General features: G+C 42.1%; 15 protein-coding genes, 1 pseudogene and 1 riboswitch. Of the genes and pseudogenes, 12 read left to right on the top strand and 4 right to left on the bottom strand.

Features of this window, described 5'->3' with window-relative positions; all coding sequences use genetic code 11:
* Window positions 1-18: 18 nt before the first annotated feature.
* From R8695_RS13525 to sdaAB, 3 genes are all read right to left on the bottom strand, one after another.
* On the bottom strand, window positions 19-1,110 hold the full coding sequence (locus R8695_RS13525) for a PTS sugar transporter subunit IIC (protein ID WP_118511008.1): 1,092 nt from the start codon (window positions 1,108-1,110) through the stop codon (window positions 19-21).
* Between the two features lie 396 nt (window positions 1,111-1,506).
* Window positions 1,507-2,373: an L-serine ammonia-lyase, iron-sulfur-dependent, subunit alpha gene (gene sdaAA, locus R8695_RS13520; RefSeq protein ID WP_118511004.1), complete on the bottom strand. Its 867-nt coding sequence runs from the start codon at window positions 2,371-2,373 to the stop codon at window positions 1,507-1,509.
* 19 nt (window positions 2,374-2,392) lie between these two features.
* A complete protein-coding gene (gene sdaAB, locus R8695_RS13515; protein WP_118511002.1) occupies window positions 2,393-3,061 on the bottom strand; it encodes an L-serine ammonia-lyase, iron-sulfur-dependent subunit beta in 669 nt (222 codons plus the stop codon).
* A 645-nt stretch (window positions 3,062-3,706) separates the two neighbouring features.
* On the opposite strand from sdaAB, the gene mgtE reads away from it, so the two are divergent.
* From mgtE to R8695_RS13475, 8 genes are all read left to right on the top strand, one after another.
* Complete coding sequence (mgtE, locus tag R8695_RS13510) at window positions 3,707-5,101, top strand: magnesium transporter (protein WP_118511000.1); 1,395 nt, start codon at window positions 3,707-3,709, stop codon at window positions 5,099-5,101.
* A gap of 131 nt (window positions 5,102-5,232) precedes the next feature.
* Window positions 5,233-5,340: riboswitch (TPP riboswitch) on the top strand.
* A gap of 225 nt (window positions 5,341-5,565) precedes the next feature.
* A complete protein-coding gene (gene thiS, locus R8695_RS13505; RefSeq protein WP_118510998.1) occupies window positions 5,566-5,760 on the top strand; it encodes a sulfur carrier protein ThiS in 195 nt (64 codons plus the stop codon).
* Between the two features lie 5 nt (window positions 5,761-5,765).
* Window positions 5,766-6,428, top strand: coding sequence for a sulfur carrier protein ThiS adenylyltransferase ThiF (thiF, locus tag R8695_RS13500; protein ID WP_182437431.1), 663 nt, complete (start codon window positions 5,766-5,768; stop codon window positions 6,426-6,428).
* A gap of 16 nt (window positions 6,429-6,444) precedes the next feature.
* Window positions 6,445-7,209, top strand: coding sequence for a thiazole synthase (locus tag R8695_RS13495; RefSeq protein WP_118510996.1), 765 nt, complete (start codon window positions 6,445-6,447; stop codon window positions 7,207-7,209).
* 16 nt (window positions 7,210-7,225) lie between these two features.
* A complete protein-coding gene (thiH, locus tag R8695_RS13490; RefSeq protein WP_118510994.1) occupies window positions 7,226-8,485 on the top strand; it encodes a 2-iminoacetate synthase ThiH in 1,260 nt (419 codons plus the stop codon).
* Entirely contained in the window at window positions 8,478-9,059 is a 582-nt protein-coding gene (locus R8695_RS13485; protein WP_243139447.1) for a thiamine phosphate synthase, read from the top strand. The genes thiH and R8695_RS13485 overlap by 8 nt, the downstream gene beginning before the upstream one ends.
* A gap of 145 nt (window positions 9,060-9,204) precedes the next feature.
* On the top strand, window positions 9,205-9,735 hold the full coding sequence (locus R8695_RS13480; protein WP_118510990.1) for a methylated-DNA--[protein]-cysteine S-methyltransferase: 531 nt from the start codon (window positions 9,205-9,207) through the stop codon (window positions 9,733-9,735).
* 370 nt (window positions 9,736-10,105) lie between these two features.
* Entirely contained in the window at window positions 10,106-11,212 is a 1,107-nt protein-coding gene (locus tag R8695_RS13475; protein ID WP_331669637.1) for an RNA-guided endonuclease TnpB family protein, read from the top strand.
* A gap of 171 nt (window positions 11,213-11,383) precedes the next feature.
* Here the strand turns inward: R8695_RS13475 and R8695_RS13470 are convergent, their stop codons facing one another.
* On the bottom strand, window positions 11,384-11,791 hold the full coding sequence (locus R8695_RS13470) for a MerR family transcriptional regulator (RefSeq protein ID WP_154781055.1): 408 nt from the start codon (window positions 11,789-11,791) through the stop codon (window positions 11,384-11,386).
* A 182-nt stretch (window positions 11,792-11,973) separates the two neighbouring features.
* On the opposite strand from R8695_RS13470, the gene R8695_RS13465 reads away from it, so the two are divergent.
* From R8695_RS13465 to R8695_RS13450, 4 genes and pseudogenes are all read left to right on the top strand, one after another.
* Window positions 11,974-12,966: an aldo/keto reductase gene (locus R8695_RS13465; protein ID WP_118509223.1), complete on the top strand. Its 993-nt coding sequence runs from the start codon at window positions 11,974-11,976 to the stop codon at window positions 12,964-12,966.
* A gap of 845 nt (window positions 12,967-13,811) precedes the next feature.
* Entirely contained in the window at window positions 13,812-14,591 is a 780-nt protein-coding gene (locus R8695_RS13460) for an alpha/beta hydrolase (RefSeq protein ID WP_330585339.1), read from the top strand.
* 3 nt (window positions 14,592-14,594) lie between these two features.
* Window positions 14,595-14,870: pseudogene (locus R8695_RS13455) on the top strand (DapH/DapD/GlmU-related protein); the annotation flags it as partial.
* A gap of 592 nt (window positions 14,871-15,462) precedes the next feature.
* Window positions 15,463-16,371 (top strand): LysR family transcriptional regulator, encoded by a 909-nt coding sequence (locus R8695_RS13450; protein WP_118509226.1) that lies wholly within the window; start codon window positions 15,463-15,465, stop codon window positions 16,369-16,371.
* The last annotated feature ends 60 nt before the right edge of the window (window positions 16,372-16,431 follow it).

Here is a 16,431-nt window from a genome sequence, read left to right as displayed (position 1 = left end):
GAGACATATCACGCGAATTTATGCCAGTGTCATATCTCCGTCTTTTACCCAGCCTATTTTACGAAGTACGGAGTTGATCAGTGGGCAAAGGACAGCAGGAAGAACAAAGGAGATCAGCAGAAGTCCTGCCCAGTCCCAGCCAGTGACTGCAGCTTTGGTTCCGGCTGCAATGTCATTCATCCAGCCTGTGTACACACCGATTTGTCCTACGAATCCACAGGTTCCCATACCGGAGGAAACCGGAGTACCGTTCATCTGGAGTTTAAACAGACAGGTAGCAATTGGACCGGTGATAGCGGATGTCAGGATGGGAGCAATCCAGATGCGGGGATTTTTTACAATATTTCCCATCTGGAGCATAGAAGTTCCTATTCCCTGGGAAACCAGGCCTCCCCATTTATTCTCACGGAAGGACATAACTGCGAAACCTACCATCTGTGCACAACATCCTGCAACAGCAGCTCCGCCTGCCAGACCGGTCAGTCCCAGGGCAGCACAGATCGCAGCGGAAGAGATCGGCAGGGTCAGTGCGATTCCTACAAACACAGATACCAGGATTCCCATAAGGAACGGCTGCAGATTGGTAGCCCACATGATAATGTTTCCTACTTTCATAGCAGCACTTCCCAGAGCCGGAGCCCACCATGCAGAAAGTCCCACACCTACACCGATAGTAACCAGAGGTGTGACCAGAATATCGATCTTTGTTTCTTTGGAAACTGCTTTTCCGATTTCAGAAGCAAAGATAGCTACGAACAGAACTGCCAGAGGACCGCCTGCACCGCCCAGTGCATTGGAAGCGAAACCTACAGTGATAAGGGAAAACAGTACCAGCGGCGGACAGTGAAGTGCATAGCCGATAGCTACTGCCATAGCCGGACCGCTCATGGCAGATGCCAGAGATCCTACTGTGTACTGGGTGTCATTAACGGTCGCCACTGCCATTGTAAGAAATGGAATGTGGAATTGTGTACCCAGGGTATTGATAATGGTACCGATGAGCAGGGAACAAAAAAGTCCCTGCGCCATGGCGCCAAGAGCATCGATTCCGTATCGTCTGACGGAAATCTCAATGTCCTTGCGTTTGAGAAATGCTTTAAACTTTTCCATGATGTTTCTCCTATTGTCAATAATGTTGTCATGTGTCAAGACACATATATGTATTATAACCGCAACAGGAGAATTTTCCTAGTATTAATTTAAAATAAATGAAAAATTATTTTAATTTCACAGAAAAGGCCATAGATTCACCATTTTTTATGTAAGATTTTTTCAGATAAAATAAAAACAGGACTGTATGAAACCATACAGTCCCGTTATGAGCATCTGCGTTAAGAACATTAATTAACAGTGATATCCCCATCATCTGACTGGATTGTTAAAGAATTCTGTGCAGAAGAGTCATTTCCTTCAAACGTACTCTCATCATCTGTAGAAACAAGCTTTCCATTTAGTTTATCAGGAACATTAATATCACCCAGGTTTGTATCCAGATTGAAGGTCAGATCAGTAAATATGGCATGCCTCACATGCAGATGGCGTAGTAGCACAGCCGCCCATGGCAGTTTCACGCAGTTCAGCAGGAAGCTTCTTACCTACTGTAAACATCGTCTGGATCATTTCGTCCAGTGGGATCAGCTGTGGGATTCCGGCGAGAGCCATTTCGGCAGCGATGATGGCATTTGCCACACCAGCGGCATTTCTGTTCTGGCATGGGTATTCTACCAGGCCGCCTACCGGATCACAGACCAGGCCCAGCATATTCATAAGAACAGTAGATGCTGCGAAAGTACATTTCCTCGGTGTACCGCCCATCAGTTCCACAGCAGCAGAAGCCGCCATAGCAGAAGCAACCCCGACCTCTGCCTGACATCCACCCACAGCACCTGCAACTGTTGCATTTCGCATTGCCAGATAACCGATGGCACTTGCGTTAAATAATGCCTGGATGATCTCTTCATCAGAGAACTGATAATGTTCCTGCATTGCCAGCATCAGTCCCGGCACGATCCCGGCAGAACCGGCAGTCGGAGATGCCACGATCAGACCCATGGAGGCATTGGTTTCCAGGGTAGCCATTGCATAAGTGATGGCTTTCTGAAGCAGATCTCCGCAGATCCCTTTTTTTCCCTGGGCATGGAGACTCAGCTTTCTGGCTTCGCCGCCGATCAGGCCACCCATAGATTTTACAGGCTGTTTGATCGGGGAAAAAGCAGCCTCTTTCATAATCTCCAGTACCCGTGTCATTTTTTTATGAACAATCTCTGCAGTTGTCTCCCCAAGCTCAATTTCACGGATACGCATAACTTCTGAGATAGGAAGATTTTTTTCTTCACAGAGTGTCAGGAGTTCCTTTGCATTTTTAAAATCCATGATAAAAATCCTCCTTTCTTTACATCTGTACGATCATAACTTCATGAATGTTCGGGTTCTCACGGATCGCAGGAACGATATTTACAGGAAGTTTGCCGTCAGATTCTACGATGGTATAAGCGATATCGCCTTTGCCCTCACGGAAGAGGCGCATAAATGCAATGTTGATATTGCGGTCACTCAGGCATTTGGTAATATAGGCCACAACGCCCGGAGTATCCTGATGGATTACGATCACTGCACTGTATTCACCTGTAAAGTCTACCTGTACGTGATTAATCTCCACAATACGGACCTTACCGCCTCCCAGGGATTCGCCGCGTACTGTCATTTTCTGGCCTTTTTCATTTTCCATGCAGATATCCACGGTGTTCGGATGGATATCTGTTTCCTGCTCATTTGGAGTAAAAGAAAACTCCAGACCTTTTTCCTGAGCAATATCAAAAGAATTCCGGATGCGCATATCATCTGTAGAAAATCCCATAATACCGCCCAGCAGGGCACGGTCAGTACCGTGACCACGGTAAGTTCTGGCAAAGGAACCGTACAGGATAAAGTCGGCTCGCTTTAATGGACCTTCGATCATTTTCTGGGCAAGATAGGAAATACGCGCTGCACCTGCAGTATGTGAACTGGAAGGGCCGATCATGTTTGGCCCCATAACATCAAATGCACTGATAAATGACATAAGAATTATTCTCCTGTGAATTAATATAGTCTTACGTGATTAATAATAATCTTATTGTATTCTATCATTTAGAAATGAAAGAATCAAACTTATCGTTAGTATTAACAAAAATTAATGTAAAAAATAAGAAAACAGGGTTGCTTTTTCTCTGTGGGGCGGTTACAATGAATTTGCTGTTCAGAATTTGATATTCTGAACCATAAATTTAGAAGAAAAGGCAGGTGGAACAGAATGGATAATTGCGATTCTCATGGGCGAAGTAGTAGCACAGGATCTGAATTAAAAAGAGTATATGAGTATAGCAGCCGTTCTGTTCTGCTGTAGTCATATATTTCGCATCTTTTTATTTCCTATCCTGTTTCTATGAAATTCCCCGAATCATGCAATTACATATTTGGACAGTACATGAACAGTAAGTGGCGTCTTTAGTAACTTACTATTTGTTGTGCTGAAAATGCATAGAGAAAGTGGCAGTAAATGTGACAAGTGTAACAGACTGCTTTCTTTTCGTGCGCATTTTGACCAGATTGTGAAACAGTTATCTGGTTATGTGCAAATAGCGAAACGGATATTTTTATCCGACTGACTGCAAGTTTGCGGCAACGCTTTTTGCATCTTTATGTAAAAAAACGGAGGAAGAAAAAGATGGAGAAAAGAGTACAGGATTATTCCAAAGAGATTCTGAAGATCATCCGCAGCAACACCTCTCCGGCTGTTATGGCAGCAAGACTGCAGGATTATCATGAGAATGATCTGGCAGAGGTAATGCCGGAACTGACTGTACAGGAACGATACAAAATGTACCGTATTCTGGATACTGATATGCTTTCCGATATCTTTGAGTACACAGATGAGGAGAATGCAGTAGAGTATCTGAATGAAATGGATGTAAAAAAAGCAGCAGCTATTTTGTCCAGAATGGAAACAGATGCTCTGGCAGATGTATTAAATAAACTTGAGAAAACAAAGAAAAAGATACTGATTGATCTGTTAGAACCCGAAGTTCGCCGCGATGTAGAGATGATCGCATCTTTCGATGAGGATGAGATTGGAAGCCGTATGACTACGAACTTCATTGTGATCACAGATAAGCTGACAGTGAAGCAAGCCATGAGCAGTCTGATCGAACAGGCAGCGAAGAACGACAACATTTCTACGATCTTCGTAGTAACAGAGCAGCAGAAATTTTACGGAGCCATTGATCTGAAAGAGCTGATCATTGCCAGAAGGGATGATCTCCTTGAGAATCTGGTAGTGACATCTTATCCTTATGTGTATGCAGAGGAGAATATCGATGATTGTATCGAAGACCTGAAGGATTATTCCGAGGATTCCATTCCGGTTCTCGACAATGACAATCAGCTTCTTGGTGTAATTACATCCGCAAATATCATCGACCTGGTGGATGATGAGATGGGTGATGATTATGCAAAACTGGCCGGTCTGACTGCAGAAGAGGATTTAAAAGAGCCTCTGAAAGAGAGCATGAAGAAGCGTCTTCCATGGCTTGTGATCCTGCTTGGACTTGGAATGGTTGTATCTTCTGTAGTAGGACTTTTTGAACAGGTAGTAACTTCACTTCCGATCATTATGTGTTTCCAGTCCCTTATTTTGGACATGGCAGGTAACGTAGGTACACAGTCTCTGGCTGTAACCATACGTGTTCTGATGGACGAGTCCCTGACAGGCAAACAAAAACTGGAACTGGTGTGGAAAGAAATGCGGATTGGTTTGTGCAACGGCAGCATTTTAGGATTCTTCTCTTTTGTGCTGATCGGACTGTATATTTTCCTGTTTAAGGGAAAAACACTGATGTTCTCTTATGCAGTATCCGGATGTATCGGTGCGTCCCTGCTTCTGGCAATGCTGATCTCCAGTGCAGTAGGAACCTGCATCCCGCTGTTCTTTAAGAAGATCAACATTGACCCTGCAGTAGCTTCCGGTCCACTGATCACTACTATCAATGACCTTGTGGCAGTTGTGACATATTACGGACTGAGCTGGGTACTTTTGCTTGAAGTATTGCATATGGCAGGATGATTGTGAATACGATTAATAAAGATCTGGTGTATGTTTCAGACGTATGCCGGGTCTTTTTTTGTTACTGAAACAGCAGAAAATGGAGAAATATTAAAAAAAGCTTGAAAATTGTTTCTTAATTTTGTATAATATCTCACAAATGAGGAGCTCAAATAGATGGGCTGAGAGTAGACTTGATTAGTCTTGACCTGGAACCTGATTTGGATAATGCCAACGTAGGGAAATAGGAAATACATGTCGTGAATGAATAGACTTGTGTATCGGGCTCTCTGTTTTTTATGTGAACTGGGGGCACCACTTTTCACAGAGCATTTCAGGCGCCGGACAACAGGAATAGTATGTTGTCCGGCGCCTTTTTTTGTATAGTCGGGAGATTCTGTAGCTGAAGTGACTCGCTGAAGGTGGAGAATTCTGTAAGCAGGATTCATTTTTAAAGTTTCATGATGTTAGAAAGGAGTATATCCATGGTAATGATTAACGGAGAGGAAAAAGAAATTGCCGGGAAAAATCTTCTGGAGTATCTGAAAGAAAATGGTTTCAATCCAGAACATCTGGTAGTAGAACGCAATTTTGAGATCATCCCAAAAGAACAATTCGGCAGCGTGACGATCCAGGATGAAGATGTGATCGAAGTTCTGCGATTTGTTGGAGGGGGCTGAAAAAGATGACAGAAATTCAGAAAAAAATGCAGGAACTCATCTCAAAAGAGGACCTGGATCATGCATTTGCTGCAAGATTTCCGAAAGAAATGCAGAAGAAATTACGAAATGCCAGAGCAGCAGTTGCGGGGCTTGGCGGGCTTGGATCCAATATTGCAGTCATGCTTGCAAGAAGTGGGATCGGGAAACTTCTGCTGGTGGATTTTGATGTGGTAGATGTGACCAACCTCAACCGGCAGATGTATTTCATACCGCAGCTCGGAAAGCCAAAGGCTGAAGCGTTGCCGGAACTGTTATATCAGATCAATCCATATGCAGCATATGAATCTGTTTGTGTGAAAGTAACTCCGGAGAATGTGAGAGAACTGTTTTACGATTATCCGATCGTATGCGAGGCATTTGACTGTCCGGATCAGAAAGCAATGCTGGTACGGGAACTTCTGGTCCAGTGTCCGAAGACAACTGTCATATCAGGAAATGGAATGGCAGGATACGCAGATATAAATGAAATCAAAACGCAGCAGATGATGCGACGATTGTATGTGTGTGGGGATCAGAACACAGATGTTGGAAGTGGAATTGGTCTGATAGCACCAAGAGTAGCGGCCTGCGCGGCACATGAGGCCAATAAAGTCCTGCAGTTGATCATGCAGGAAAAATGTGATTAGAAAAGAGGAGAACACGATGGAAGATAAATTTGTATTAGGCGGAAAAGAATTTAAGAGTCGATTTATTCTTGGATCAGGAAAATATAACCTGAATCTGATCAAGGCAGCAGTTGAACAGGGCGGTGCAGAGATTATTACCCTTGCACTTCGACGTGCCAATACTCAGGAGAAAGATAATATCCTGGATTTCATTCCGAAAGGAGTGACTTTGCTTCCAAATACATCCGGTGCGAGAAATGCCGAAGAGGCTGTCAGAATCGCAAGACTGAGCAGAGCTATGGGATGTGGAGATTTTGTAAAAATAGAAATTATGCGTGATGCGAAATATCTTTTCCCTGATAATTATGAGACAGTCAAAGCAACAGAGATTCTGGCAAAAGAAGGCTTCGTTGTCCTGCCATATATGAATCCAGATCTGAATGTGGCAAGAGATCTTCAGAATGCCGGGGCAGCAGCGGTTATGCCTTTAGCTGCACCGATCGGAAGCAATAAAGGACTGGCAACAAAAGCCATGATCCAGGTACTGATCGATGAGATTGACCTGCCGATCATTGTAGATGCAGGAATTGGAAAACCATCACAGGCATGTGAAGCTATGGAAATGGGAGCAGCAGCAATCATGGCAAATACAGCAATCGCCACAGCTGGAGATGTACCGGAGATGGCGGCTGCGTTTAAACTGGCTATTGAAGCAGGTCGTAAAGCTTATCTTACCGGAATGGGAAGAGTGCTTGCCAGAGGCGGAAGCGCATCCGACCCACTGACTGGATTTTTACGCTAAGGAGGAAGCTGGGATCATGAATGAGGAAAATCAGGTATATTTTGTAGACAGTGATAAGCTTCCGCCGGCCGCACTGGAGAGAAAGCACCGTCTGGAACAGGATCCGTCTTTTCGGACCAACCATATGGAGTATATGGAGGGAATGCAGGTCATTAAATCAGATATAAAAGATAAAGTACTTCGCGCGATGGAGGAGTACGATTATGATACATATACAGCGAATGATGTGGAACGGGCACTGTCTCATGAGTCATGTTCTATCGAGGATTTTAAAGCACTGTTATCCCCGGCTGCTGCACCCTATCTTGAGCAGATGGCAAGAAAAGCAGAAGAGATTACCAGAAATCATTTTGGAAATACCGTGTACATTTTTACACCGTTATATATTGCAAATTATTGTCAGAACTACTGCATTTACTGCGGTTTTAATTGCTATAATAATATCCGTCGGAAGAAGCTGACATTTGAAGAAATCGAACATGAAATGCAAGTCATTGCAAAAACAGGAATGGAAGAAATTCTGATACTGACTGGCGAGAGCCGTGCTTATTCTGATGTGAAATACATCGGGGAAGCTGTTAAAATCGCGAAAAAATATTTCAAAAATATCGGTATCGAAATTTATCCGGTGAATGTGGATGAGTACCAATATCTCCATGAATGTGGTGTAGATTATGTAACTGTTTTTCAGGAGACTTATCATACAGACAAATACGAGACGCTTCATCTTATGGGACATAAACGTGTTTGGCCATACCGTTTTGATTCACAGGAACGTGCGCTAATGGGAGGTATGAGAGGAGCTGGATTCTCGGCACTTCTGGGACTTGATGACTTCCGAAAAGATGCGCTGGCTACTGCACTTCATGTATATTATATTAACCGTAAATATCCTCATGCAGAATTATCTTTAAGTTGTCCACGCTTACGACCAATCGTGAATAATGACAAGATCAATCCGCGTGATGTGGGAGAGAAAGAGCTTTGCCAGGTATTATGTGCATACCGTATATTCCTGCCATTTGCTGGAATTACCGTGTCCAGTCGTGAGAGTGCTGAATTTCGAAATGGAATCACAAAGATTTGCGCAACCAAGGTTTCCGCAGGTGTTTCTACCGGAATTGGTGACCATGAAGAAAAATATGAAGGTAAAGAAGATGCGGATGTCGGAGACGAACAGTTTGAGATCAATGATGACCGTTCTTTCAGTAAAATGTATGATGATATGGAGCAGGGCGGCTTACAGCCGGTTCTGAATGATTATATTTATGTGTAAACAATATGAACATACCATTGCGATCACGAATCGTAAATTGGTACAGGGAGATTTTCTCGAGCAGATGCAGAAAGTAATCCATCTGCATCCACATGCAGTGATCTTAAGAGAGAAAGATCTGTCAGATAAAGAGTATGAAATACTGGCAGAAAAAATTCTGGAAATGTGCAGAGAAAGTGGCGTACGCTGCTTTCTGCATTCCAGAATTTCCGTAGCGAACAGATTAGGATGCAGACGGATTCATATGTCTATTCCGGTACTTATGTCTATGAGCGAAGAGGAACGTAGCCAGATGAGAAAAATTTTTCAGGAAATCAGTGTATCCTGCCACAGTATGGAAGATATGGACACTGCTGTAAGATGTGGAGCTACACAGATTATTCTGGGGACAATTTTTGAAACGGAATGCAAAAAAGGACTGAAAGGAAAAGGTCTGGGATTTGTCGCAGAAATATGCAAAGCCTGTCCGGTACCGGTGTACGCAATTGGGGGGATTAACCTGAAACGCCTGCCGCAAGTGATGGAATCAGGCGCAGCAGGCGGATGCATGATGTCTGGTTTTATGAGGATTTAGCTATCATTTTCGTGCAACAAGATGTGCCCGGAATCCTTTCTGTTTTTCCATAGTCAGCCCTGTAAGACCGGCTTTTTCTGCCATTGCAGCACTTGTGATGTAAGTTTCCAAGGATGAAAATTTCTTTATAATTCGGGGGACAAATATGATATATACTTGTATATACAAATCAAAATTAGGCAGTATTTTACTGTCTGCTGATGAAATCGGACTTACAGGTTTGTGGTTTGAGGGACAGAAATATTTTGCAAATACACTTCCTGAGGAACATATTTCACAGGAAACTTCAATTTTGACAGATGCAAAAAAATGGCTGGATGTATATTTTTCAGGAGTAGAACCGAAATTTACACCTGCACTTCATCCAACTGGTTCGACGTTCAGACAGGCAGTATGGCAGATTCTATTACAGATACCTTATGGTCAGACAATCACATATGGAGAAATCGCCAGACAAATGTCTGAAATACAGAATACTCCTCATATGTCCGCACAGGCAGTAGGCGGTGCAGTGGGACATAACGAGATTTCCATTATCATTCCCTGCCACCGTGTAGTCGGCTCGAATGGCAGTCTGACGGGATACGCAGGCGGTATTGATAAAAAAATTGCTCTACTGAAGCTGGAGCATACAGATATGAGCCATTTATTTGCTCCAAAGAAAGCACAAAAATAAAGTGCACTAAAAGAGAGATTCTTTAACAACCGTAGCAAGAATTCCCTCACCTCTATAGGTGATGGGATGAATTGCACATTCGAGCATGTCTGCTCAAATTCATAAAAAATCACAAAAACGCTTGTTCTGATACAATAAATATATTATAATAGAAAAGAACAATATGCTCTTGAAAATTGGATGGTCGAAATAAGTAATAAGTGAGTGTACATAATGAGTTTAGATAATAATTCTCATTCAGTGTTTTTGTTTGATTCTGGTTATGAAATATAGCAGAAAGATGCTGGACGATAAGATGTCAGAGAGAGCAAAAGAAATCTTTGAAATATAGCACCTGTTGAAATAATCCATCAGTATATAGAGAGTCAGGGTGAGAAAGATAAACCGGGCAGTAAAAATAAGGATCTATCCAAATAAAGAACAGATAACCCAGATAGAGAAGACAATCGGCTGCAGTCGTTTCCTCTATAACAGGATGCTTGCGGATAAGATCCGCTATTATCAGGAAGAAAAAAAGATGCTGAAAAATACGCCGGCCGGATATAAAAAAGAATATCCATGGCTGAAAGAGGTAGATTCTCTTGCGCTGGCAAATGTACAGTTAAATCTGGAAGGGGCTTTCCGGAAATTTTTCCGGGAACCGGGAGTGGGATTTCCGCATTATAAATCGAAAAAACATTCGCGGAAATCCTATACAACGAATATGGTAAATGGGAATATCTGTCTGCAGGACAGGTTCCTGAAACTGCCAAAGATGCAGCCGGTAAAAATAAAACTCCACCGTATGATCCCGGAGGGATGGAAGCTGAAATCAGTGACTGTGAGCAGGGAACCGTCCGGAAAATATTTTGCCAGCCTGCTGTTCGACTGTGAAAACCAAACAGCGGAGAAAAGACAGGCGAAAAAGTTTCTGGGAATCGATTTTGCCATGCATGGTATGTGTGTATTTTCTACCGGTGAAAGAGCCGGATATCCCATGTTTTACCGGAATGCAGAGAAAAAACTTGCCCGGGAACAGAGAAAGCTTTCCAGATGTGAAAAGGGTAGCCGTAACTATCAGAAACAGAAGAAAAAGGTTGCATTATCTCATGAAAAGATAAAGAACCAGAGGAAGGATTTCCAGCATAAGCTCAGCCACAGCCTTGCAGAAGACTATGACGCGGTATGTGTGGAGGATCTGAACCTGAAGGGGATAGCCGGAGGCCTGCATTTCGGAAAAGGGATACAGGATAACGGATACGGTCAGTTCCTTTCCATGCTTGGATATAAGCTGGAAGAACGCGGAAAATATCTGATAAAAGTAGACAGATATTTTGCATCCAGTAAGATATGCAGCGTATGCGGACATAAGAAGAAAGAGCTGGCATTATCAGAACGGATATACCTGTGCGAATGTGGAAACCGGATGGACCGGGATGTGAATGCGGCGGTCAATATTCTGGAAGAAGGAAAAAGAATATATAAAAAATGTGCATAATAGCACAGAAAAGATCCGTAACCGGATAAAAAAGAACCGCGGGACACGCGGGGATAGCCTGTTTTAGCTTTGCCCTGAAGGGCAATCGAGCAGGAAGCCCCCACTTCAAAATCTGTAAGATTTAAGTGGCGGGAGCATGTCACATAATTATTTATAAAAAAAATTGGAAAACTATTCTTCATCTACCCACGTCGGCATAGGAAGATTATTTTCCAGCGCATGTTTAATTGCAGAGTAGTGTTCTACTTTGTGATGGACATGCGCTGAATCTTTTTGAAGCTGAACCAGTTTTTCTTTTAAAATCTTTTCCTGATCTTTTAGAAGAGAGATAATTTCATTAATATGAGCTGCTTCATCTGTTTCATATATAAAAAATTTGCGGAGCTGAGAAATGGTCATTCCAGTACGTTTGAAACAGTTAATACATTTCAGTCGCTCAATATGTTCATTATTATAGATACGCTGTCCAGAAGGAGACTTGGGAACTTCAGGAAGAAGTCCTTCACTTTCATAATAACGAAGTGTAGATGCCGGAAGATGAAACATTTCAGACAGTTCTCTGATTGTGTAGGTTTTCATGAGTACCTCCTGTGTAAAAAGTAAATTGAAAATTTTGTGATATGTTATCATGAAATAGATCGTGTAAAAGATTATAGATTAAATTTTATTAAATTCATGAAATCTTCTTGACCTCAAGTATACTTGAAGTGATAACCTTTGTAAAGAACAATAAATATATTCGTATTTGGGAGGAATTGTATATGTACACTGCATCAAAAGAAAGATATACAGCTATGGAATACAATCGCTGTGGAAACAGCGGACTGATGCTTCCGAAAGTGTCACTTGGACTGTGGCATAATTTCGGAGATACTGCGAATTTCGAAAATATGAGAAAGCTTTGTTTTACAGCTTTTGATAACGGAATCACACAGTTTGATCTGGCAAATAATTATGGTCCGGAACCGGGAAGTGCAGAGAAAAATTTCGGACGTATTCTGAAAGAAGATTTAGGTGTGTACCGTGATGAGCTGATCATTACAACAAAAGCCGGTTATGATATGTGGGAAGGCCCTTACGGAAACTGGGGAAGCCGTAAATATCTTCTTGCAAGTCTGGACCAGAGTCTGAAACGCATGGGACTGGAATATGTGGATATTTTCTATCATCACAGAATGGATCCGAATACCCCACTGGAAGAGACTATGGGAGCACTGGCAAGCATTGTACAGAGCGGTAAGGCAATCTATGTCGGACTTTCCAACTATGATGGAGAAACATTAAAGAAAGCATCCGCAATTCTGGACGAGCTGCATTGTCCGTTCGTGATCAACCAGAACTGTTATTCAATTTTTGACCGAACAGTAGAAAAAAATGGTCTTAAGGAAACAACCGGTGAACTTAAGAAAGGTCTGATCACATTCAGTCCACTTGCACAAGGACAGCTGACAGACCGCTATCTTCACGGAATTCCGGAAGACAGTCGTATCCGTACAGACGGAAGATTCCTTAAAGAAAGCACTTTGGATGAACACAGACTGGATCAGATCCGTAAACTCAATGATCTGGCTGCACAGCGTGGCGAGAAGCTTGCAGATATGGCTCTTGGCTGGCTCCTCTGGCACAAAGAAGTCACCAGTGTCCTGATCGGCGCATCCAAGCCACAGCAGATCCTGGACAATGTAAAAGCAACTTCCTGCGCACCGTTTACAGAAGAAGAACTGAAACTGATCGATGAGATTTCTCTGAATTAAAAATATGACAGGAATTTCTATAAAAATAATTATAAGACAGGGTGGAAAGTTACATTTCCACCCTTAAATAATGTGAAATTTGAAGTTTTTTTATGTATATCAGAAAACAAGAAGTCCGATATGATACACAATGCACGAAACAATCAGTGCGGCAGCAGTATAGAACACACTAATTTTTGCTGTCCATTTTACCGAGTGGGTTTCTCTTGCAGTTGCGACCAATGCGCTGACGCATGGCATATTAAAGCTGATGGTGAAGATAAATGCCAGTCCCTCTGCCTGGGTAAAGTTTGCAGACAGGATCTGAGAAATATCTGCAGCATTTCCGGAAGCTTTTGCACCAAAAGTGGAACTGACAAGACTTCCGCCTGTACCATACAGCGTATTTAGAACACCAAGCAGAGACTCCTTCCATCAGCCTTGTCATTTTGTCATTTTTTCCAAACGTCTTAATATCTTCCAATTTCAATGTTCCATTCGGAAAAACACTCAGAATACGATCACAGTACATGTTCAACGCATGTCCGATAATCCCCAATACCAGCATGAGCTTCATAACAGTTAGACTCATAATTTCATTCCTCCTTCATAAGAAAATTTAAATCTTAACTATATATTAGCTTAGACTAACTAAAACGTCAGGACAGTATTGGAAAAACTAAGATTATGGTCATTTCATTAGGCCAAATCTGTGGTAAAATAAGAATAAACAATGAGTGACAAGAACATGAGAACTGATTTGTTCTTGTATGGCAGGGTTTTGAACAGGGAAAAAAGACGGTTGTAAAGAATGGCCGGTTCCAAATGCTTCGACTCTTTCCTGGAAAGGAGAGCCGCTTGTCTATATGCCATTCGTATATGAACATCCGGAATACTGGAAAAAAGTGTTAGACATGATATTATCGACACAGAATACTATTGCTATGGAGAGGAAATTAATGGTGATTATATATGAGTATGGAAACCCGGATGCGGATAATGTTCTGATCCAGTTGACTGGTGACCATGAATTATCTGGTCTTGAGAATGAGGTTGAGGAAATCAGAAAACGGACTTCTATAGACTTCAGATTTATTGCTGCGAAAGTTGATGATTGGAACTATGAGCTGTCTCCGTGGAAAGCACCTGCGGTGTTTGGAAATGAAGACTTTGGTGATGGTGCTGCCAGGACACTGGAGCAGATTCTGACACTATGCACAGATAAAAGCAAGGCATATTATATTGGAGGATACTCCCTTGCTGGTTTATTTTCATTATGGGCAGCATATCAGACAGATATATTTTCTGGTGTTGCCGCGGCTTCGCCATCTGTCTGGTTTCCGGGATTTATTGCCTATATGAAAGAACATGAGATAAACAGTGAGACAGTTTACCTGAGTCTTGGTGACAGAGAAGAAAAAATAAGAAATCCTGTGATGTCGCAGGTTGGAAACTGTATCCAAAAGGGATATGATTGGCTCACGAAATGCGGGATAAACTGTACTTTGGAGTGGAATCAGGGAAATCATTTTAGAGAACCGGATATAAGAACTGCGAAAGCATTTGCTTGGGTGCTGACAGAAAAAGAACGCATGGAACAGGGAATCATTTACAATCCAAATGTATCTGAACTTACAGACGAGTAGTCCGTAGATCCATCACTTCGCGAGGATACCATGCCGTACAATAAATCAGTACATATCGGAGAAAATGTCTGGGTTGGAACCGGTACGGTGATTGTTCAGGGTGTTACTATCGGAAAGAATTCCGTAATTGGAGCCGGAAGCGTAGTCGTAAAAGACATCCCGGAGAATGTGGTCGCAGTGGGAAATCCGTGCCGTGTATTACGTGAAATTGGAGAACATGACAGAGAATTTTTCTACAGAAATGAGCGAATTGACTGGGAGAATTTAAGCAGAGCTTGATGGTTTCTACAAAAACTTCATATTCTTTCATAAAGGTAATCCCCTTTCCATATAGAATTGTTGATCGTGTCATATCCGCAGCAAAGGGAAATCTGCCGAAGGAACTGGATGGTACCAGGTTGTATGGCGAAGCATTAGAGGGTGACGATGCTTTATACGGAAGTTGTTTATGAGTACGAAAATATGTACGAAAACAGTTCTTGATATTGCGGATATATGGGAAAATTTATATAATAAATGCAGAAGGAAAAAGAAAGGAGTTTAAGTTTTATGAAACAGAGGAAAGTGACAGCTGGCAACTGTGCTGACTGTCACCTGGGGTGGCAGCAGCCTTAAGGCAGAAGAATGATCTGACGGAAGTGAAGAAACTGTTATCTGGCAGGAACCGGAAACACAGGAGGAAGGGGTATTCAATCGGTATATAGAAAGGACTTTCTATGTATCGTATTGTAGAACGGAAATAAGATATTTTTGAACAGGGATTATGCGAAAAATATGAAATGAGTTTTGAGATAATAAAAGGAAAACAAGAAGAACCATCCGAAAAGCTAATTGCGGAAATCGACTTTTCCGGATGGAAGAGGGACATTTTATGGATTTGAAACAATTGCAGTATTTCGTGGCATGTGCGCAGACTGGATCTTTCAGTGATGCGGCGAAAATTCTGTATTCTACGCAGCCGAGTGTGAGCAAGGTGATAAAATCTCTGGAGGATACTCTGGGAATGCAGCTTTTTGAGAGACTTCCGAGGGGAATCCGCCTGACTGTTCAGGGACAGAAAGTTTATCATTATGCCTGTAGGATTACAAACGAAATAGATGTACTTGAAAACATGGCTTCGAGAGGAATGACGAAGTGGATCAGAATTTCCATGAATCCAAGTTCCTGGTTTGCAAATCAGTTCGTGGATTTTTACAATGAAACATTCGAGAAGAATTACCATTTTCAACTGACGACAGCAGGTGTCAGAAGCGTGATGGAAAGAGTGAGAGATTACATGGATGACATAGGATTTGTCTATATCTTGAGTCAGCAGCAGGAGAATTTTCTGCATGAACTGGCGAAGAATAAGATGGAATTCATACCGATGTATGAGACAGAGGTAATCTTTTATCCGGGCCGGCAGACGGAATTTTATGATTCAGGAAAAGAAAAAGTTCATCTGGAAGAGCTGGAGGGAAGTCGGTTTATCCAGAACTATCAGGATGAATTTTTTGACATTGGTTCCGTGCAGGAGAATGCTTTTCAGTGGAGAGATTTGGATATTTCTGTATTGACCAATAGTGATTATATTATGGAAAAGATGCTGAAAAACAGCAAAGTTTCCAATGTAAGCGGAAGTTATCTTTCAGAAAACAAAACAGGAACTACGCCGGGAATACCGCTGGAACTGGGGGATAATAAAGTTATTTTTGGTTATATTCTCCACAAAGGCGAAAAAACAGATGACAGTGTAGAAGAATTTCTGACGTTCTTAAAGGGCAGACTTCCGAAGAGTTAAATAAGACTTATTCCAAAATGCGGATAAAGTATTCAAATTAAGAATGGCACATAACCCTCC

Source organism: Blautia luti, from assembly GCF_033096465.1.
In the GTDB taxonomy this organism is placed as follows: Bacteria; Bacillota; Clostridia; order Lachnospirales; family Lachnospiraceae; genus Blautia_A; species Blautia_A luti.
Note: the sequence above shows the minus strand (reverse complement) of the source record. Positions and strands in the feature narration are given on the sequence as shown.